The sequence below is a fragment of the Mucilaginibacter frigoritolerans genome (assembly GCF_007830615.1).
Classification (GTDB): domain Bacteria; phylum Bacteroidota; class Bacteroidia; order Sphingobacteriales; family Sphingobacteriaceae; genus Mucilaginibacter; species Mucilaginibacter frigoritolerans.
Genome location: NZ_VLLI01000005.1, coordinates 261,186 through 279,689, shown reverse-complemented (window position 1 = coordinate 279,689; position 18,504 = coordinate 261,186). Strand labels below are relative to the sequence as shown.

Below are 18,504 nucleotides of genomic sequence, written 5' to 3'. Positions count from 1 at the left end.
GTTAATATGAAATGTTTCCCATTGCTTTTTGCAGATCTATCTTGTTTGATAAAACCTGGAATAAAGCATTTAAATAACTTATTTCTGATGTCATTAAGTTCGATTCGGCAGTAATTACATTCAGGTAGGCTACTATACCTTGTTTGTATTGCAGGTCAACCACAAAATAAACCCTTCTGGCCAGGTTAACATTTCTTTGCAGTAATTGCAGATTATAGTAATTGCCCTTATAATTGGCTAATGCCGATGTATACTCAACGTTTATGGCCGATTTCAGGTCAGTTTCATCCCAGTCAAGTATCTGTTGCTGTAATCTGGCTTTTTTAACATTGTTCACTCTTGAAAAGCCGGTAAAAATGGGTAAACTGAATGATAAACCTACGTAGGAGTTAGGATACGAAGAGCTCAACAGGTTGTTATAATTATTATTGGCAAATGTAAGGTCATAATTAAAAAAGGCCGATAATGTTGGCAACCAAGCGAACTTGTAATAATTTACAAGTTGTGATTGCAAATCTTTACTTGTTTTTAATGATTGAAACTCAATGCGTTTTTCATACTGAAGCTGTTCGGTAGTATCAATATGAATGCTGTTCATCATTTCTAAAGTATCAAAAACAACATTAAACTGTTTATCAACAGGATAACCTAATAGTTTTTTTAAGGTTGCATATTGTGGTACAACATTTTCATTAGCCTGTTTTAATTGCGCTTTTGAATTGTTTAAGGTAATATCTGCCTGTTCATAATCGGTCTCATCAACAATACCACCTTTATATTGATGGTAGGCATCCCTTAAGCTTTTACCTAAACGTGCGGTGTCTTCCTTAAAAACATTGATCTGCTCAAGCGTATTCAATAAGGTATAAAATGATTTACTGACTGATGAAACCAGGAAAATTTTAGTACTATCCGTTACCTGTTGAGCCTGTTTAACATACAATGGCGCACTTTTATAAGCATACAGCAAACTTGGGTTAAATATAGTTTGTGTAACCGCAACGCCCGGCACAAAACTATTGGTATACCCTGTTTTGTTTGTTGTTGTGGTTGTTGAACCACTGCCATTATTAGTAGTAGTTGTTGAACCGTTGGTCTGGATGTTATGAATAAGATCACCAGAGGCATTTACTTGAGGCAGCCATCCTGAAAGAGAAATTGCATTGGTTGTTTTAGCAACATCAACATTGATGAGCGCTATATTTAAACCCGGCTGATGTTGTAAAGCATAATCGATACATTGTTTTAGTGTAAAATATTGAACTTTACCGGTATCCTTAATAACTACCGGCAGCAATAAGCTATTTTTGGTAGTATCAGGCACTACCAGCGGAGGGGCAATGCTTTTAGAACCTGCATTTGTGGCAGTTTTAGTTTGTGAGTAAGAAATAAAAGGCAAACAAAACAAACAGGTAATAAGCAGGGAAGCACGTATAGCACTTTTATTATAATATATCTTCGCCATTTTAAAACAGTATGATTTGTATTTTTAATGTATAAGTTTTCATATAAGTGAATATTACTATTCTTGATAGCCGGATTGCTTAGCAATTACGGCTATCTGGTTGACTTTGTAAAATTGATAAAAACATACCACCTTTAAGGTAACAATATTGTTAAATTGATGTTACCGGGCTTAATCGAATGCTTTTGTTACTTAATAGGGTTCAAATAATATCTGGTTGGTTTGATTTATTAATTCATTGGATAAAGAATAGTTATTATATTTTTTTAGGTTGATATGCAAAAGAAACGGATATAGGTTACAGCACAAAATCCGAAATAAAGCTTTAATTTCCATTTGATAATCAGCAACATATTAATAAAAAAACAGGAAAAATGTTTTAACAAATATTTTAAGCTGAGGATGGATCTTTTTTAATAATCAATCAACAAATCACACTAATAATATTTCATTCAGATAGACATTTGTAAAATTGTGGTTATCAATATCAAATCTTTGTGAAGATAAAGGATCAACTATTCAAGTAATATTTTTTAGGGAAATATAGATTTTGGATAAGTTAAGACTTTTCTCATTTAAATCATGCATTCTGTAATGGCCAATGGAAGCATAAACGGTAACCATCCGGATCATGTAGTGACAAAGCTTTCCATCCATAGCCGGTTATCTCAGGCTTTTTTATTTTTAAACCTTTTTTAATAAGGTAGGCGTACAAATCGTCAGTATCCGGGCAACCAAAATATAAACTGACATCATTATGCCAGTCATTTCTGAGTGAATCGGGCGATTGTGGCCTGTTAGGTTTTTCATAAGCGGTATTCAACATCAGTTCCGTATCGTTTAACCGCATTAAAACCCAGTCAACATCATCACCTTCGCCAGATGACATTATTACTTTAAATCCCAATATATCCCTGTAAAAATTAAGCGATTGAGGCATATCAAATACCTGAAACAGGGCTGTAACACCTGAAATATTGAAAGGATTATTGTTTACTTCATCAGCCATAACCATATATTATTGATTTTAATTGAGGCTCACATCACCAAAATACAACTTATTTGGCAAACTGAATAATTATGGCAGTAACCTGCTTAATGCATCTTGCAGGTTTCTTTTCATCCTGTACAATGATCCGGAAGGGGCCATCACCTGCTGCTAAAGGAGCGCCATCAACTTGTGAAGCTAATATAATAGTTCTATCTGTAAAATCCTTATCCAGCTCAGCCAATGCAAAAATCACCTGGTAACCATCGCTGGCTTCAACTTTTACATATTTGGTTAAATTTTTGCCCCTTAAATCTTTCCCAAGAGTAACTCCTGCTTTTTGCAGAATCGCAGCTAAAATAACACCCGAATATTGGTGATCTTTACCATCCTTGTCTTTACGCACAACTGTTGCTTGTGGGAATTGCTGCAGATCGCTCAGTTTAAGTTCAAGTGGTGTAATAACTTCACCACTAATCTTAACTGTTTGCTGCTTGCCAGTATTTTGTGCCTGTGCAATTGCAACGCGGGTTAATCCGGTAATACTTAATAAAATGATGATAAACTGTTTTTTCATTTAGATGGATTTATAGATTTATTTTGAGCAGATAATTCACGATCTTTATGTCTTTACGTAAACGCCTCATTATATTTATTAAAATATAACCCAAAGATCAAGAATTTATTCCTGTTAATAAGTCCTAAAGAAATCATTCACAACACTACGCTGCCAAGGTTATCTTCCAAAAACGCTTTAAACTTGCTTTGCAGAATGTGATACTGTACAATAACCTGTAATCCATATTCGGTTACTATAGCATTCCCTCCACCCTTGCCGCCTCTGTGCGAAATCACAAGCACTTCCCCAAAGTGATCATTCATATGGTTTACCATGTCCCAGGCTTGTTTATACGACATTTTCATTTGCAAGGCAGCCTGCCTTATCGACCCAGACTCTTTTATCCGTTCCAGTAACTCAACACGCCCCATACCTAATACCTTGCCTTCTGGTGTTTCAATCCATATCCTGCCATTAAGTTTAAATTCCGGCTTTTGCATACGCAACAAATTTTATTTCAAACATAAACAAAGCTTAAACCTTTATTGATAATTAATCCCTCAAAAATCACGCGGGCTTAAACAAAAAATCAAAATTCAATGTCTCAACTCGCCGAAAGGTTAAAAACCTTCAACGCCCCCCTATTGCCCGAAATGGTACAACTAAAGTATGAAGCCATGACCGAAAATGCCTTCCGGTTTTATCGTGGAACCTGCCATTTGTTTTATGAAGACCTGGCAAATGCCAATCCGCTTCCTTTGTCCCCCTTAACATGGATTTGCGGTGATCTCCACATAGAAAATTATGGCAGTTATAAAGGCGACAACAAATTGCTTTATTTTGATATGAACGATTTTGACGAAGGCATATTGGCTCCTGCATGTTATGAAGTTGCCAGAATGGCAACCAGTATATTTATCGCCTTTGATGCCTTAGAAATAGAGCCAGAGAAAGCTGAAAAGATGGTGCAGCTGTTTTTAAAAACTTACTCAACTACTCTGGCTAAAGGAAAAGCTATAAGTATTGAGCCAAGGACAGCTAAAGGCATAGTTTGTAATTTTTTAAACTCAGCTGATAAAGCAACAGAAAAAGAGCTGCTTAAAAAACGCACCATTAGCAAGAAAAAGAAAATAATGCTCTCACTGCAAGATGAAAGGCATTTTAAGGTTGATAAAAAGTTGAAGCATGAGTTAACGGCCCATGTTAATGAGTGGATAGCCAACAGCAGCGATGGCCCTTATAATTACGAGGTAAAAGGTGTTGTTTTCAGGTTAGCAGGTACCGGCAGTTTAGGTTTAAAACGATACTTATTTTTACTTAAAAGTACCAACACCAAAAACAAATACTTACTGGTGGACATGAAGCAATCAACCATGTCGTCAGTAGCTCCTTATGTAAAGGTAAAGCAGTTACAATGGCAAACTGAGGCAGAACGCATTATCACTATTCAAAAAAGGATGCAAAACGTATCGTCATCACTTTTAAGCACTACGGTATTCAGAGATGAATCCTACGTAATACAAGAGCTTCAGCCTGTTAAAGACACTATAAAGTTTAAACTGCTTAAAGATGAATACCGTGATATTTACCAGGTAATTGATGATATGGCCTCGCTCCTGGCCTCCGCACAATTACGTAGCGGTGGCATACAGGGCTCATCCAATATTGATGACCTTTCTGCTTTCGGAACTTCGGCTGAGTGGCAACAAGAAGTGCTGGGTTATGCCTTAAAATACGCTAAAAAGGTAAAAAAGGATTATGAGCAGTTTGTGAAGGATTACAAAAATGGCGTTTTTGAAATAAAGAAGAAAGAATAGTTTATATCTATATTTTTCGATACATAATATAAGCATTAGTCATTCCATTTTGCTGATGGTTAAATGCATCCGGAATTTCACCAATTATGGCAAACCCTAACTTTTGCCATAAAGCTACAGCCCTTTCATTACTTTTAATCACAATATTAAACTGCATTGCTTTATATCCTAACCTTTTAGCTTCTTCTATCGAAAACAGGCACATTTGCTTTCCAATACCTTTTCCCGAAAATTGGGATGAAGCCATGTATCCCGCATTGGCAATATGCGAACCTAAATCGGGCTGATTATCCTTTAAAAAGAATGTCCCGGCGATTTGATCATCCCAAAGGGCAACATAAACATGCTTATCATTGCTGCACCAAAAGTTTAACATTTTTTCTTTCGATGAATCCGGTGAAAAAACATAGGTATCACCAGAAGCTATCACCTCTTTTATAATATGCCATATTTCATCGTTATCTGCGGGCAGGGCTTTTCTTATTGTTAGCATGGTCGTTATTCAGGCTGATATGATCGCTAACATCAAACATACATTAAGCCTGCAACATCTTATAATTAATTTTATCGACGGTTACCATTTTGTTAATAATTACAGTAACTAATCCAATACATTTGCATCTTAGTATCATAAATGAATAAAATTCTACTACCTATTTTAATTTTACTAAGTACTTTTCAGGCATTTGCCCAGAAAAACTTTACAATAAGCGGCACTATTAAAGACAATGCAACCGGTGAACAATTGATTGGTGCCTCTGTACGCATAAAAGAGCTTCCGCAAATTGGAACTGCGACTAATAGCTACGGCTTTTATTCACTAACCGCGCCAAAAGGCGACTATACCTTACAGATCAGCTATATTGGTTACCAAACCATTGAAAAAAGCATCTCACTAACAAAAAACCTCGACATCAATGTCGCTATAAGCTCAAAAAGCGAATTGCAGGAAGTGGTGATCAGCGGCAACAAACCCAATAACGACAATGTCGCCGCGCCACAAATGGGTGTCGAAAAGCTCAACATGAGCCAGATTAACAACGTACCTGTGCTTTTGGGCGAAAAAGATATTTTAAAAACAATATCCCTGTTACCCGGTGTAAAATCAGCCGGCGAGGGCAATACAGGCTTTTACGTGCGTGGCGGAGGATCTGACCAAAACCTGATTTTACTAGATGAAGCCACCGTTTACAATGCGTCTCACCTGTTCGGTTTTTTCTCCACTTTTAACTCGGATGCTATTAAGGATGTGAGTTTATACAAAGGCGGTATGCCTGCAGAATATGGAGGCAGGTTATCATCAGTATTGGATGTAAAGATGAATGATGGTAATAACAAAGATTACACCGTTCAGGGCGGTTTAGGGCTAATTTCCTCCCGCATCAAGGTTGAAGGCCCGATAGTGGAGGATAAAGGTTCCTTTATGATCAGTGCCCGCAGAACTTATATCGATTTATTCCTGAAAGCATCATCCGACTCTACCGTAAAAGGCAGCTCCCTTTATTTTTATGATTTGAATGCCAAAGCCAATTATCATTTTGATGATAAGAATGCTGTTTATCTCTCGGGATATTTTGGTAAGGACGTATTGGGCCTAAAGAATACATTTGGTACCAACTGGGGAAATTCAACCGGTACTCTCAGGTTTAATCACATATTTAATAATCGCCTGTTTTCAAATACCTCCATTGTATACAGTAATTACAACTATGCTATACAGGATTTTGAAAGCGATGATAACTTTAAGGCTACCTCACAAATTACCGACGTTAATTTCAAGGAAGATCTGCAATATTCTATCTCTAATAACCATACCTTAAAATTTGGCTTGAATGTGCTGCATCATACTATTGCACCAGGTAATATCACCACTTCTTCCACCTCCAGCTTTAATGACAAAAGCATTGAAGAACGCTATGGCTACGAAAACGCTGCGTACTTAAGCGACGACTGGCGCGTAACCAGCAAACTAACCTTTCTGTATGGCGTAAGACTTAGCGGCATGTTTTTACTGGGTCCAGGCACTTTCAGTACGTATGACGAAGCGGGTAATACGATAACCTCCAAGACCTACACTTCGGGCCAATTGGTAAAAGATTATTTTAACCTGGAGCCTCGCTTTTCCGGAAGCTATTTACTTAATGAGGAAAGTTCAATAAAGGCTTCCTATAACCGTAATACACAAAACATTCACCTGCTCAGTAATTCAACCAGTGCAACACCTACTGACCTTTACGTGATGAGCAGTAATAACATTAAACCCGAAATAGCCGACCAGGTATCTACCGGTTATTTCAGAAATTTTAGCGATAATATCTTTGAATTTTCTGCTGAGATATACTATAAATGGCTGCAAAACCAGATTGATTATAAAGACGGCGCCCAGCTTATAGCCAACCAGGATGTAGAATCGCAATTGACATATGGATCAGGAAGAGCTTACGGATTGGAGCTGTTTTTAAAGAAGAAATATGGCCGCTTTAACGGATGGATAGGTTATACCCTATCGCGCACGGAGTTAAAGTTTGCTGATATTAATAACGGCAATTATTACCCTGCAAGGCAGGATCGCACACACGATCTTTCTGTAGTGGGCATCTACCAACTCACCAAACGTTGGAATCTTTCAGCCACCTATATTTATGGAACAGGGAATGCCGTTACTTACCCAACCGGTAAATATGAAATTGGCGGATTAACAACCTTTTCGTATTCCGAACGTAACGGATACCGCTTGCCGCCAACCCAACGTATGGATATTGGTGCTACGCTAGAAGGAAAACAACATAAAAAATACCACTCCAGCTGGACCTTCGGTATCTACAATGTTTTTGCCTACAGGAACCCTTATATTATCACTTTCCGCGACAGCAAAACGGTACCTAACACTACCGAAGCGGTTGAAACCAGTATTTTTGCCACCAGGATACCATCCGTTACCTGGAATTTTAAATTTTAATTGCAGCTGACACCATGAGAACTATAAAACTATATATATCCTTCTTTATCATCCTTGGCATTATAACATCATGTACCAAAGTAATTGATCTTAAACTGGGAAATGTTAGTGGACAGCTGGTAATTGAAGGCAATGTTACACAGGTACCAGGCCCTCAATATATTAAACTGAGTAGAAATGTAGCATTTACCAGCACCAATACTTATCCGGCTGTTTCAGGCGCTACTGTTTCTGTTACAGACAGCCTGGGTAATATCTATCCTTTTACTGAATCTCCTGCTGGTACGTATTCAATACCTTCAATGGCGGGCAAAACGGGAAACACTTACACTATGACAGTGGTAACCGGTGGTAAAACATACACAGCTAAATCAACCATGCCTGGATTTGTACACCTTGATTCGATAACATCCAGAGCGAGCTTTTTTAACACCAGTAAAAACCTAAGGCAAGTAACTGTCCATTTTCAGGATCCGGCAGGAATACCGAATCAATACCGCTTTGTATTGTATGTTAACTCGGTTCAGGTGAAAAGCGTTTTTGCTTTTAATGATGATTTTTCTGATGGCCGCTATTCCAATATCGATCTGATTGAAAATGACATTGACATTCATCCGGGCGATACGGCCAAGGTTGAAATGCAATGTATTGACAAACCCATTTACACTTACTGGTATACCCTGATGCAGCAAGATCCAAACGGCCCTGGTGGTGGCGTTACCCCTTCCAATCCGCCTACTAATATTACCCCTACTACTTTAGGCTATTTTAGCGCCCATACTACACAAACAGAAACATTTATAGTGAAATAAAATAAGGAGGTCGTTTGCTGCATCGTCTTTATTTACCGGCATTACCCATGGCATATTCAATACCACCCAGTAAATGTTTCAAATAAAGCGGATCAACGTACGATTCATCGGTATGACCCAAAGCAGTATAAAATGATCTGCCTCCATCATAATCGTGATACCAGCTCATTGGATGGTTATCACCGTTTGTGCCACCAGTATAAGTCTTTTCATCAATAGTGATCAGCACATGAATATCCGGCGATATCCATTTAAAATTGTATAGCTCATCAAACCTTTTCCATTCTGCAGGCAGGTGTTTGGTAGCAATAAAATCACGGTCAACCACATGAAAAACGGCAGTTTGCTGGGCAGGATGGCTCTTAAAGTAAGCTCCAACCAGGTTACCATACCATGGCCAATCGTATTCTGTATCCGTAGCCGAATGTACGCCCACAAAACCACCACCTGCTTTAATATACTTTTCAAATTCGGCTTGCTGTGCAATATCCAAAACATCGCCGGTGGTATTCAAAAAGATAACGGCGGCATATTGCTTTAAATTAGCATAAGTAAACTTGCGGGCATCAATGGTAGTATCTACATCAAAATTATTCTCCTGTCCCAATTTTATAATGGCGGTAATACCTGCCGGGATTGACGTATGGTGCCATCCTACTGTTTTACTAAAGATCAGCAACCTTTGTTTAGCAAATAAACCTGAGGTAAACAGGCTCAAAAGAATGATAAGAAGCAGTTTGTTTTTCATGATGTGTATATAGTTAGATATTCCCTTTTTTTAATTCATCTACAGCAAAGTTAGCAGCCCTGGCAGTTAAAGCCATGTAGGTTAATGATGGATTTTGACAGGCTGACGATACCATGCTGGCACCATCGGTTACAAATACGTTTTTAGCATCCCAAACCTGGTTATTGCCATTCAACACTGATGTTTTAGGATCGCGACCCATACGTGCAGTACCCATCTCGTGGATGCCATCGCCAACGTTATGTCCATGATCCCATGTGGTAATTTGCTTCACTCCGGCAACTTCCAGCATCTCCCTGGCTTCCTTCACAATATCTACCCGCATCTTTTTCTCATTATCTTTTATTTCGGCGTCCATAGCCAATATAGACAGCCCCCATTTATCTTTCCTTACGGGATCGAGGGTGATCTTATTTTCGTGGTAAGGCAGCAATTCGCCGAAACCGCCTATACCTATCGTCCATTGTCCCGGTTCTGTTAAGGCTTCTTTAAAGGCTGCACCGATATTCAGTTCCGCTACGTTGCGGCTCCATCCTTCACGCCCCGCACCGCCCTGGTAACCAAAGCCGCGGATATAATCGCGCTTATCATTAAACAGGTTGGCAAAACGCACTACATAAACACCATTTGGTCTGCGCCCGAAAGTATATTTATCTTCATAACCCTCCATTACGCCTGATGCACCGAGATTATAGTGATGATCCATAATATTATGCCCCAGCTCACCGCTGCTGCTGCCTAAGCCACCCGGCCAAATGTCGGTAGCCGAATTCATCAGCACCCAGGCACTGTTTAGGGTGGATGCATTTACGAAAACTATTTTAGCGTGATATTCATAGGTTTGATGCGTTTCTGCATCTATAATCTCTACGCCGGTAGCCTTTTGGGTATCTTTATCATAGATGATTTTGGTAACGATAGAAAACGGCCTCACCGTTAAATTACCAGTAGCCACTGCGGCCGGTAAGGTTGATGATTGTGTACTGAAATATCCTCCAAACGGGCATCCCTCCCAGCAACGGTTGCGGAAATGACAAGCTGTTCTGCCCGGTATGGCCTCCGTTAAATTGGCACTGCGGCCAATAATCATATGGCGTGTATTGTTATAGTGTTTTTTGATACGTGCCGCTACATCTTTTTCCACTACATTCAGCTCCATCGGCTTTAAAAAGTGTCCGTCCGGTAATTGGGGAAGCCCTTCCAGTGTGCCGTTTACTCCCGCAAACTTCTCTACATGATCATACCATGGTGCCAAATCTTTATAGCGTATAGGCCAGTCAATGGCCCAGCCATCTTTTAAATTCGCTTCAAAATCAAAATCGCTCCAGCGGTAGCTTTGTCTGCCCCATAAAATAGATCTACCGCCCAATTGGTATGAGCGCCACCAGTTAAAAGGTTTAATCTCCGTATAAGGGGCCTCTTCTTCGTTGGCCCAGTAGTCCATTATAGGCTCTGTAGCTCCCCATCCGCGTGATATTACCGGCCTAACTTTGCGCTGCTCCAGTGTAATGGCACCCCGGTGTTCAAATTCCCAGGGATCTTTTGCAGCAGTTTTATAATCTTTCAGATGCTCAAAATTACGTCCGCGCTCTAACATAATCGTTTTAAGACCACGTTCGGTTAGCTCTTTGGCTGCCCAGCCACCGCTTATACCGGAGCCTATTACAATTGCATCATAAGTATTATTGGCCTTAGCCTTACCGTTTATATTAACAGTGTCTGCAGACATAATTTAACTGGTTAAAGAAATTAAAGCACGTAAAGGATTAATAATTGGTAACACAATATTATTCATTTAAACCAAATTATCAAGAGAATAATTGTTGATAAAACATTTAACTATGAAATTGTTACTGTGTATGGCGCATAGTTTACTCACCTTGTCATTGCTTCGCTCGACATCCCTCTCTTTTGCAAGCAAAAAAGAGGGAATAAAAATGGATAGGTGAATAATTTAAACTGTTTTCTCTTCCCTCTTTACGACTTGTCGTAGAGAGAGTGATCCAGCGAAGCGTCGATCGGGTGAGTTAATAATTTCACCATATTTTACTAATTTGCACCACCATGAGCATCACCACCTATGGATTAAGTGATATAAAGAAAGAAGTTCAGCATTTGTCGTCCGTACAAGTTGCCGAACTGTGCCTGCGTTTGGCTCGTTATAAAAAAGAGAATAAGGAGCTATTGGCTTACCTTCTTTTTGAAGCGAACGATGAGCAAGCCTTTACAGAGAAAGTGAAGGGTGAGGTTGGTTTTATGTTTAGTCAGCTGCCATCACAGAGCTATGCGGCGGCTAAGAGCATCCGTAAAATTTTAAGACTGATAACCAAGTACACCAAATTTATGGCATCCAAACAGGCGGAGATTGACCTGTTGCTGAACTTTTGCTATAATTACCTCCAGTATACAGAAAGAAAATCAGGATACAAGCCTTTAAGGCTGATACTGACCAGGCAGGTAGAAAAAATAAAAACACTGATTAGTAAATTGCACGAGGATATGCAGTTTGATTATCACCAGGAATACAACACTTTGCTGGAAGAGGCAGACAAGAAGTTTCCGTGGTTTTATAAGAATGAATATCCGTTGTAACATTTGATACAACACAACATCTAAACAATAAAAATTAACTGATAGTGGCAGACAAAGAAGCAGCTTTTAAGAAGATTTACGAAGCCAATTCAAAAAAGATCTATCACTTGTGCTATGGCTATACGGGGGACGATGATGCTGCGAGCGATCTGTTACAGGAAACTTTTTTAAAGGTTTGGCAAAATCTCGATAAATTCAGAAATCAGGCCATGATATCAACCTGGATTTACCGCATTGCTGTTAATACCTGTTTAACTTACCTGCGCTCGGAAAAGCGACAGGCAAAGGATGAACTTACACCACTTATTGCAGAAACAAAAAAAGAAGAACTATCAGAAAAAAACGAGCAGGTTGCACTGCTCTATAAATGTATATCGAAGTTGGAAGAGTCGGAAAGAATAATTATTACATTGGTGCTTGATGAGGTGCCATATCCTGAAATTGCGGAAGTTTCAGGGATATCGGAGGGAAATCTGCGGGTGAAAATATATCGTATAAAACAGAAATTAACAGAATTATACAACCACTATGAAAGAGTTTGAGCACTTAATGTCGGTATGGCAGGGACAGCCAGCAGCCGACAAGCTTTCGGTGGATGATGTGCTGAAGCAGGTAAAAAAAGGTATCCGGGGCATAACCAATAAACTATACTGGGTTATTGTGGCTATGATAGCCCTTATTGTGTGTTCGTTTATCGTCACGTTGTTTTTTGCCTTCCGCTCCCCTGCTACCACCATCGGTATATTAATTATACTGGTTACCATGATCACCTACCTGTCACTGGTTATCAGGCATTACCATATTTTAAACAAACACGATTTAACCCTTAACCCAACCGAATACCTCAATAGTTTAAAAGAATATCAACGCAACCGCAGCAAGGTTATAGGCTGGTTTTATTATATTTTTATGCTGATGATCAGCACCGGGCTTGGCCTTTACTTTGTTGAAGTACTGGAAGATGCCCCGCTATATTTTAAGCTAATCACTTACGGCTCCATCACTACCTGGTTTCTGTTTATTACTTTTTACGTGAAACCACGCATGTTTAAAAACGAAGAGGAAAAGCTCAATTTAATGATCGACAGGCTGATACGTTTGCAAGAGCAGTTTGACTAAGGAATTGATTATAAAAAATTAAAAAACATTTTCAAATTAGCGTCCTATTCAAGTCAAAATGGTTTCTATCCAAAAAGTAACAATAGCCGATGCGGATGCTTTGCGAGCGTTCAGTAAAAAACATTTTACGAATTCTTTGCCCATTTAAATACGCCCGAAAACATGGAGGCCTACTCTGCTGTGGCTTTTACTCCCGAAAAAATCCACACCGAGCTGAGTAATCCTGATTCTGAGTTTTATTTTGCCATTGTTGACAATGAAATTGGTGGCTACATGAAGTTAAATTTCGGCAATGCCCAAACGGAACCACAGAGTAATGACACGCTGGAGATCGAGCGCATCTACGTATCGGGCGAACATCATGGTAAAAAAATCGGGAAACTGTTGCTGAACTTTGCCATAGATATCGCCCTAAACAAACAATTCGGCTATATCTGGCTGGGGGTATGGGAACATAACAAACAAGCCATCGGGTTTTATGAACACAGCGGATTTAAACCATTCGGCAGCCACGATTTCTTTTTAGGCGATGACCGCCAGGTTGATTTACTGATGAGGAAAGAGCTATAACTAAGTTCTATTTAAACAACGCTCACAAAGTTAAAAAGCATTTTCTAATAAAACATAACCTGTTAATTAGGAATATACCATAATGCCCTGTATTCGCCTGTTGCCACTATCAGATTATTATTATTAGCTATCACTGCATCAGTTACCTTTAAATTATACCTGGAGTTCAGATGCTCAATATTTACAAAATCCTTTGTACGGTAAACCCCATCCACCACTGTACGGATGTAGTAATAACCATCATGCTGTTTGGTTATTTGGTCAGCATAAATATCGGGCGCAGCAAAAACATCGGGGTTAAAGTTTATCCGGCTAACAGTTTGGGTATTGTCTGTTGATACGTATAAACCCGGGGTATAATCATTCCTCCATAGGTAAATATTATCGTTATCATCAATAAACATAGCTTCGTAAAGTACCCTGCTGGCACTATTGTAAGCATTAACCAGGCTCCAGTTTACCCCTCCGTCTGTTGATTTCAATAAGGCTCCGGCATCACCCAAAATGTATAAATTACCGTTGCTTTGTTCAGCTAATCCATAAAAGTTCAAATCTCCATAAATACCAGGTAAGGAAATTGTTTTAAACGACTTACCGTTATTTGTTGACAGGTAAATATTTCTTGAACCGGTATTATCGGCATAAAAAAGCTTACCGTTACGGGTATAGGTAATATCTGTAAGGGAAATATTAAACGGATCATCTTTAACCAATAATGACCAGGTAATGCCCTTATCGGCAGAGTAAATTAAACCGCCTGACACCAATGCGAAGATCTTATCATCGGGAGCTATTACCATTTTACGAACCATAGCGTTATTAAGCGCAGTGATTGGCCGCCAGCTTATCCCATTATCATCCGAATATCTGGGTGAGCCAACAAAGTTTGCAATAATACGGCCTGAATTAAGCTTATAAAACTCGGGGCCATTGGTTGGTACAACCCCTACACAAGCTGGTGTGAGTATTCCTTTTCCTGAAGCTTTTAAAGCATTTGCAGTAATGGAGATAGAGTCAAGATGATTTTTTTGAAGATCGCACAAAACTATCTTTAAGGTTTGTACACCTGGTACTTCATTCAGGTTCCAGTTGTAGCCATTAATACCCTCCTGCACTGCGGTAAAAGAATATACCGAATAATCGTCAGAACAGCCCCCGCTAACCTGGAAATACACTAATGAATTGCCATAAAGAGCGCCATTTTTATAAACGTTAACTAGCACCTCTGTTTTAAGCTGATGACCAACCGTATCGGTTTGATTAGCCCCGCTAACCAGCTCAATTTTATAAATTGATGATGGTGTTACCGGTTTTAAAGGAGGCTGGGATTGCTTTTTACAGGCAGCAAAAATAAACAAGGCTACAAACAGAATACATCTTTTAGATAAGATCATAGGTTATAAATATACTGTTTTTTAACAGCTTAAGGCCTAAGAACTTTCACCTTCCTTACCCCCTCATAAACGGATTAAAGTTCCTCGTACCAATTTCCATACCGGCGGCCCGGCACACGGTTTTTTCGCCGAACTTAAAGTTGATCTTATCCATGGCCTTGTATAGCTTTATGCGCTCCTCGTTATCATCAAAAAGATTTATCTGATAGCTGCCGCTGCATAGGTCGCTCAATCTTACGCCTATCAGCCTGATGGGGCGGTACTGGTTCCAGGCTTTTTTCAATAGGTTTTTAACACCCGGTATTAAAATATGCTCAGCTGCGGTTAGGCTTATCTTTTCCTGCTGGGTATGGGTTTCAAAATTGGCATAGCGCACCTTTATAGCCAGGCAGGAAGCTACTTTGTTCTCCTTGCGCAGCTTGTAGGCCAATTCCTCCGTCATGGATACGAGGATGGTTTCTATGGCATTCTTATCGGCTATATTGGTATGAAAAGTATGCTCGGTAGAGATGGATTTACGGTCGCTATACGGAATAATCTCACTATGGTCAATACCATTGGCCCGTTCCCAGATAAACTTGCCCGCCTTGCCCAAAATGGCTTCCAGAAAGCGGATATCTGCCTTTTGCAGGTCGCCTATCTTTTCAATGCCGTACTGGTACAGCTTCTGGCTGGTGCTTTCGCCCAATCCCGGTATCTTGTTAATGTTTAAGGGTGCCAGGAACTCTTTTTCCTTACCATGTGGTATCAGCAATTGTCCGTTAGGTTTGGCCTCGTTGGTAGCCATCTTGGCCACCGTTTTGCCCGATGCCATCCCGAAGGAAATAGGTAAACCTGTATCCCGCATAATCTTCTGCCTTAACTCGCTGGCATGCTGGTAAGCGTTATGGAAACGATCCATGCCTGTATAATCGATATAAAACTCATCTACCGATGTTTTTTGATACAGTGGCACTGCATTATGGATGATCTCCGTAACTTCGCGTGAAGCCTCGCCATAGCGCCCGTGACTACCTCTTATCAGTATAGCATGCGGGCACAGCTGCAAAGCCTGCCGCGTAGGCATAGCCGAATGTACGCCAAATGCACGGGCCTCATAACTGCATGATGCCACCACGCCCCTATCTGCCGAGCCACCAATAATTACCGCCTTGCCGATAAGCGAAGGATCAAACTTCCGCTCAACCGATACAAAGAACGAATCGAGGTCAATATGTACAATTTGGCGTTGAAAAGACATTGAACAAAGGTAAAAAATAAATTGAAATTACTAAAAAAATTAGCATTTTAGCGGTCCGAAAAATCTGTTGTAAATGTTAAGCTATGCCGATTATTTGATTGTTATATCGCTGCCCGATGATGTAAAAAATCAGATAGGGAGATATAAACGCGCATCGGCAAAGCTGATTGGTGAGTTTGAGGGGATAAAGCGAACACCAAACTTAATTATTACGCACCAGGTACGCTGCAAGCCTTTTTTGGTACAACCGGCTATTGAATTAATGGCCAAAAGAATTAGCACCATGCCGCCCATTGAATTGCAGATAAACGGCTTCGGTAATTGTAGCAAAGGATATAATGCCAAAACAATTTATACCCAAATTGCGGCAGATGAAAAGGTGAATAACTGGTTCAGGCTGCTAAATAAGCAAATAGGCTTAAAAACGCCCAATGCCGTTCCGCATATCCCGCTGGTACCCAATATCCCACTAACAGGCTTCAATAAGCTATGGCCCAACCTGGTAAGTAAACCCCTGATTACTTCATTTACTGTAAACAGCCTCACCATACTGCACCGTGACACTTTTGCTGAGTACTGCGAATGGACATTGTACAAGGAGCTAACCTTTGGTAACAGGTTGCTGGCTTTTTGAGGATTGCAGTTTTGAAATTTGCCAATAAGTATTAGCTTTACTTCACTAAATGACAAAAATCACCCTAACCTTTTTACTTTTTGCTGTCCTGTTTTCGCAAGGGGATTATGCCCAAAAACATCAATTATCGGTAGCGCAAAAGGAAGACAAAATCTGTGATCTTATTGCATCCTTACCCGAAGTAATTAAGGCTGATAATTACATGATTAAAACCACCAAAGGCAAAAGGCATTTGCAAACCTATATTGAAGACAGGCCACGCAAAGATGGAAAGTATTATCAGTTAACTGTATCAGAAGATAACGGAATGAATATGGTTCCTCACTTTAAGTTTATGGTCGACTCAAAAACCTATGCTATTTATTATTGGGATGTGATAAACGATAAGCTTATCCCCTTAGCTAAATGGCGAAAGCAATTAGCTGCCAAAAATCATAATTAAAACTGACTCCTCCCATCAATCCAAATTAAACCGGCGGCGACTTATCGCTCAATTTATTTTATAACCAACAACAGAATAGAAAAATGATAGAAAAAATAACACAAAAAATTGGTTGGAGTAACCTGACTATAATATTCCTTTTTATTATAATATTCTCATTTGTTTTTTTGAAGAAATACAACAGGGAAAAAAATGCTGTTTATACAAAGGGAATATCTCAAGGAATAAATAAGGGAGTAAAAGGCAACCTCACCTTAGATTATACATTTTCAGCGTATGGAGATGATTTTAAAGGATTTGTGCCAAGCAGTTTCTGTAGCGAATGCAACCATAAATGTTGTCAGGTGGGCGATACTGTAATTGTTAGATATGAAAGTGGCAGTCCGAAAAATAACGATCTGGTTGTAAAACTTCCTGATGGTGCAGGGTTTAGTTATTAGCAATCGGCCTGCTTGGTGTATACTTTGCAATTGGGGTACTTAAACAAACTCAGCATGACGTGCTTTTAGTAGATTTCAATCCAAATTAAACCGGCGGCGCCTTACCGCTTCTTTAAGCTCTTCGTAATTTGCATACTGGTCATCCTTAAAACTAAGGAATTTTCCGGTTGATAGTTCAATTACCAGTTTATGTGCAGTGGTAAAAGGCGACATACCCCTATTATTGTCAATCACTTTATGATTATCTACGTGTTCAATATCTGAGTAATTAATTACCATCCTCTTTTTGGTGAGCAAATTAAGCCAAATCAGCCCCTCGGGGGCAGTGGTGATCCTAACACATGTAAATACAACCTGGTAAATGTATAATAGCACCAGCCATGCCGGAAATAGCGTAAATGCTATTAATTGCACCTGGCTATAGTTATTATGTTTTACAATAACAGCCCACAGGCAGGCGCTTATTGCCAAGGGTACAAAAATGGATAGAAACGTTACTTTTAACCAATAATAACTGGCGAATTTTGAAGTTACGGGTTCAGTCATTTAGATAAGGTGTATAGCTGAATATGATCTATGCAGTAAAAATAACAGATTTTATCATAAACAGCTATTATTGACAAAACATAGCCGACCAATTTATTGAAACCAAACTACTGGAATGGGAAATGGAACGCGAATGGGGTTTGAGGGATTTGGAGTGAGGGGGTAAAGAAATATGTAAC

General features: G+C 39.4%; 20 protein-coding genes. 10 read left to right on the top strand and 10 right to left on the bottom strand.

Going from position 1 to position 18,504, the window contains the following annotated elements; genetic code table 11:
- Nucleotide 1: 1 nt before the first annotated feature.
- The 4 genes from JN11_RS10350 to JN11_RS10335 form a co-directional block, all read right to left on the bottom strand.
- On the bottom strand, nucleotides 2-1,465 hold the full coding sequence (locus JN11_RS10350) for a TolC family protein (protein ID WP_144912291.1): 1,464 nt from the start codon (nucleotides 1,463-1,465) through the stop codon (nucleotides 2-4).
- Nucleotides 1,466-2,045: 580 nt separating this feature from the next.
- Entirely contained in the window at nucleotides 2,046-2,474 is a 429-nt protein-coding gene (locus tag JN11_RS10345; protein ID WP_144912289.1) for a VOC family protein, read from the bottom strand.
- 49 nt (nucleotides 2,475-2,523) lie between these two features.
- Nucleotides 2,524-3,030: a molybdopterin-dependent oxidoreductase gene (locus JN11_RS10340; RefSeq protein WP_144912287.1), complete on the bottom strand. Its 507-nt coding sequence runs from the start codon at nucleotides 3,028-3,030 to the stop codon at nucleotides 2,524-2,526.
- 137 nt (nucleotides 3,031-3,167) lie between these two features.
- The gene (locus JN11_RS10335) at nucleotides 3,168-3,512 is read right to left on the bottom strand and encodes a winged helix-turn-helix domain-containing protein (protein WP_144912285.1); all 345 of its coding nucleotides are present in this window, start codon (nucleotides 3,510-3,512) and stop codon (nucleotides 3,168-3,170) included.
- A 99-nt stretch (nucleotides 3,513-3,611) separates the two neighbouring features.
- On the opposite strand from JN11_RS10335, the gene JN11_RS10330 reads away from it, so the two are divergent.
- Nucleotides 3,612-4,829: a DUF2252 domain-containing protein gene (locus JN11_RS10330; protein WP_144912283.1), complete on the top strand. Its 1,218-nt coding sequence runs from the start codon at nucleotides 3,612-3,614 to the stop codon at nucleotides 4,827-4,829.
- 7 nt (nucleotides 4,830-4,836) lie between these two features.
- On the opposite strand, the gene JN11_RS10325 is transcribed toward JN11_RS10330, so the two are convergent.
- Complete coding sequence (locus JN11_RS10325; protein ID WP_144912281.1) at nucleotides 4,837-5,322, bottom strand: GNAT family N-acetyltransferase; 486 nt, start codon at nucleotides 5,320-5,322, stop codon at nucleotides 4,837-4,839.
- Nucleotides 5,323-5,463: 141 nt separating this feature from the next.
- Here JN11_RS10325 and JN11_RS10320 point away from each other — a divergent pair, with 141 nt between their 5' ends.
- On the top strand, nucleotides 5,464-7,788 hold the full coding sequence (locus tag JN11_RS10320; protein ID WP_144912279.1) for a TonB-dependent receptor: 2,325 nt from the start codon (nucleotides 5,464-5,466) through the stop codon (nucleotides 7,786-7,788).
- A 14-nt stretch (nucleotides 7,789-7,802) separates the two neighbouring features.
- Nucleotides 7,803-8,600 (top strand): DUF4249 domain-containing protein, encoded by a 798-nt coding sequence (locus JN11_RS10315; RefSeq protein ID WP_144912277.1) that lies wholly within the window; start codon nucleotides 7,803-7,805, stop codon nucleotides 8,598-8,600.
- Nucleotides 8,601-8,628: 28 nt separating this feature from the next.
- Here the strand turns inward: JN11_RS10315 and JN11_RS10310 are convergent, their stop codons facing one another.
- On the bottom strand, nucleotides 8,629-9,348 hold the full coding sequence (locus JN11_RS10310; protein WP_144912275.1) for a ThuA domain-containing protein: 720 nt from the start codon (nucleotides 9,346-9,348) through the stop codon (nucleotides 8,629-8,631).
- 13 nt (nucleotides 9,349-9,361) lie between these two features.
- Nucleotides 9,362-11,077, bottom strand: coding sequence for a GMC oxidoreductase (locus JN11_RS10305; protein ID WP_144912273.1), 1,716 nt, complete (start codon nucleotides 11,075-11,077; stop codon nucleotides 9,362-9,364).
- A 335-nt stretch (nucleotides 11,078-11,412) separates the two neighbouring features.
- Between JN11_RS10305 and JN11_RS10300 the strand changes: the two genes are divergently transcribed.
- The 4 genes from JN11_RS10300 to JN11_RS10285 all read left to right on the top strand — a co-directional run bounded on the left by JN11_RS10300 (nucleotide 11,413) and on the right by JN11_RS10285 (nucleotide 13,629).
- Nucleotides 11,413-11,940, top strand: a complete 528-nt coding sequence (locus tag JN11_RS10300; protein WP_144912271.1) for a hypothetical protein — start codon at nucleotides 11,413-11,415, stop codon at nucleotides 11,938-11,940.
- A 44-nt stretch (nucleotides 11,941-11,984) separates the two neighbouring features.
- Nucleotides 11,985-12,482 carry an RNA polymerase sigma factor gene (locus JN11_RS10295; RefSeq protein WP_144912269.1) on the top strand — a complete coding sequence of 166 codons (498 nt, stop codon included), beginning with the start codon at nucleotides 11,985-11,987 and terminating at the stop codon, nucleotides 12,480-12,482.
- Nucleotides 12,469-13,059, top strand: coding sequence for a hypothetical protein (locus JN11_RS10290; protein ID WP_144912267.1), 591 nt, complete (start codon nucleotides 12,469-12,471; stop codon nucleotides 13,057-13,059). The genes JN11_RS10295 and JN11_RS10290 overlap by 14 nt, the downstream gene beginning before the upstream one ends.
- Nucleotides 13,060-13,221: 162 nt before the next feature.
- Nucleotides 13,222-13,629, top strand: a complete 408-nt coding sequence (locus JN11_RS10285; protein WP_144912265.1) for a GNAT family N-acetyltransferase — start codon at nucleotides 13,222-13,224, stop codon at nucleotides 13,627-13,629.
- A gap of 62 nt (nucleotides 13,630-13,691) precedes the next feature.
- Here the strand turns inward: JN11_RS10285 and JN11_RS10280 are convergent, their stop codons facing one another.
- Nucleotides 13,692-15,023: a WD40/YVTN/BNR-like repeat-containing protein gene (locus tag JN11_RS10280; RefSeq protein ID WP_144912263.1), complete on the bottom strand. Its 1,332-nt coding sequence runs from the start codon at nucleotides 15,021-15,023 to the stop codon at nucleotides 13,692-13,694.
- Nucleotides 15,024-15,078: 55 nt separating this feature from the next.
- Nucleotides 15,079-16,263: a DNA polymerase IV gene (dinB, locus tag JN11_RS10275; protein WP_144912262.1), complete on the bottom strand. Its 1,185-nt coding sequence runs from the start codon at nucleotides 16,261-16,263 to the stop codon at nucleotides 15,079-15,081.
- Nucleotides 16,264-16,336: 73 nt separating this feature from the next.
- On the opposite strand from dinB, the gene JN11_RS10270 reads away from it, so the two are divergent.
- The 3 genes from JN11_RS10270 to JN11_RS10260 all read left to right on the top strand — a co-directional run bounded on the left by JN11_RS10270 (nucleotide 16,337) and on the right by JN11_RS10260 (nucleotide 17,779).
- A complete protein-coding gene (locus JN11_RS10270) occupies nucleotides 16,337-16,897 on the top strand; it encodes a hypothetical protein (protein WP_144912260.1) in 561 nt (186 codons plus the stop codon).
- A gap of 49 nt (nucleotides 16,898-16,946) precedes the next feature.
- Nucleotides 16,947-17,339, top strand: a complete 393-nt coding sequence (locus JN11_RS10265; protein WP_144912258.1) for a hypothetical protein — start codon at nucleotides 16,947-16,949, stop codon at nucleotides 17,337-17,339.
- An 83-nt stretch (nucleotides 17,340-17,422) separates the two neighbouring features.
- The gene (locus JN11_RS10260) at nucleotides 17,423-17,779 is read left to right on the top strand and encodes a hypothetical protein (protein WP_144912256.1); all 357 of its coding nucleotides are present in this window, start codon (nucleotides 17,423-17,425) and stop codon (nucleotides 17,777-17,779) included.
- A 75-nt stretch (nucleotides 17,780-17,854) separates the two neighbouring features.
- Here the strand turns inward: JN11_RS10260 and JN11_RS10255 are convergent, their stop codons facing one another.
- Nucleotides 17,855-18,325: a hypothetical protein gene (locus JN11_RS10255; RefSeq protein WP_144912255.1), complete on the bottom strand. Its 471-nt coding sequence runs from the start codon at nucleotides 18,323-18,325 to the stop codon at nucleotides 17,855-17,857.
- Between the last annotated feature and the right edge of the window lie 179 nt (nucleotides 18,326-18,504).

What these genes read in the sequence shown, in the direction of transcription:
- JN11_RS10350 (WP_144912291.1), bottom strand. Translation starts at nt 1,465, where the DNA reads ATGGCGAAGATATATTATAATAAAAGTGCTATACGTGCTTCCCTGCTT.
- JN11_RS10345 (WP_144912289.1), bottom strand. Translation starts at nt 2,474, where the DNA reads ATGGCTGATGAAGTAAACAATAATCCTTTCAATATTTCAGGTGTTACA.
- JN11_RS10340 (WP_144912287.1), bottom strand. Translation starts at nt 3,030, where the DNA reads ATGAAAAAACAGTTTATCATCATTTTATTAAGTATTACCGGATTAACC.
- JN11_RS10335 (WP_144912285.1), bottom strand. Translation starts at nt 3,512, where the DNA reads ATGCAAAAGCCGGAATTTAAACTTAATGGCAGGATATGGATTGAAACA.
- JN11_RS10330 (WP_144912283.1), top strand. Translation starts at nt 3,612, where the DNA reads ATGTCTCAACTCGCCGAAAGGTTAAAAACCTTCAACGCCCCCCTATTG.
- JN11_RS10325 (WP_144912281.1), bottom strand. Translation starts at nt 5,322, where the DNA reads ATGCTAACAATAAGAAAAGCCCTGCCCGCAGATAACGATGAAATATGG.
- JN11_RS10320 (WP_144912279.1), top strand. Translation starts at nt 5,464, where the DNA reads ATGAATAAAATTCTACTACCTATTTTAATTTTACTAAGTACTTTTCAG.
- JN11_RS10315 (WP_144912277.1), top strand. Translation starts at nt 7,803, where the DNA reads ATGAGAACTATAAAACTATATATATCCTTCTTTATCATCCTTGGCATT.
- JN11_RS10310 (WP_144912275.1), bottom strand. Translation starts at nt 9,348, where the DNA reads ATGAAAAACAAACTGCTTCTTATCATTCTTTTGAGCCTGTTTACCTCA.
- JN11_RS10305 (WP_144912273.1), bottom strand. Translation starts at nt 11,077, where the DNA reads ATGTCTGCAGACACTGTTAATATAAACGGTAAGGCTAAGGCCAATAAT.
- JN11_RS10300 (WP_144912271.1), top strand. Translation starts at nt 11,413, where the DNA reads ATGAGCATCACCACCTATGGATTAAGTGATATAAAGAAAGAAGTTCAG.
- JN11_RS10290 (WP_144912267.1), top strand. Translation starts at nt 12,469, where the DNA reads ATGAAAGAGTTTGAGCACTTAATGTCGGTATGGCAGGGACAGCCAGCA.
- JN11_RS10285 (WP_144912265.1), top strand. Translation starts at nt 13,222, where the DNA reads ATGGAGGCCTACTCTGCTGTGGCTTTTACTCCCGAAAAAATCCACACC.
- JN11_RS10280 (WP_144912263.1), bottom strand. Translation starts at nt 15,023, where the DNA reads ATGATCTTATCTAAAAGATGTATTCTGTTTGTAGCCTTGTTTATTTTT.
- dinB (WP_144912262.1), bottom strand. Translation starts at nt 16,263, where the DNA reads ATGTCTTTTCAACGCCAAATTGTACATATTGACCTCGATTCGTTCTTT.
- JN11_RS10270 (WP_144912260.1), top strand. Translation starts at nt 16,337, where the DNA reads ATGTTAAGCTATGCCGATTATTTGATTGTTATATCGCTGCCCGATGAT.
- JN11_RS10265 (WP_144912258.1), top strand. Translation starts at nt 16,947, where the DNA reads ATGACAAAAATCACCCTAACCTTTTTACTTTTTGCTGTCCTGTTTTCG.
- JN11_RS10260 (WP_144912256.1), top strand. Translation starts at nt 17,423, where the DNA reads ATGATAGAAAAAATAACACAAAAAATTGGTTGGAGTAACCTGACTATA.
- JN11_RS10255 (WP_144912255.1), bottom strand. Translation starts at nt 18,325, where the DNA reads ATGACTGAACCCGTAACTTCAAAATTCGCCAGTTATTATTGGTTAAAA.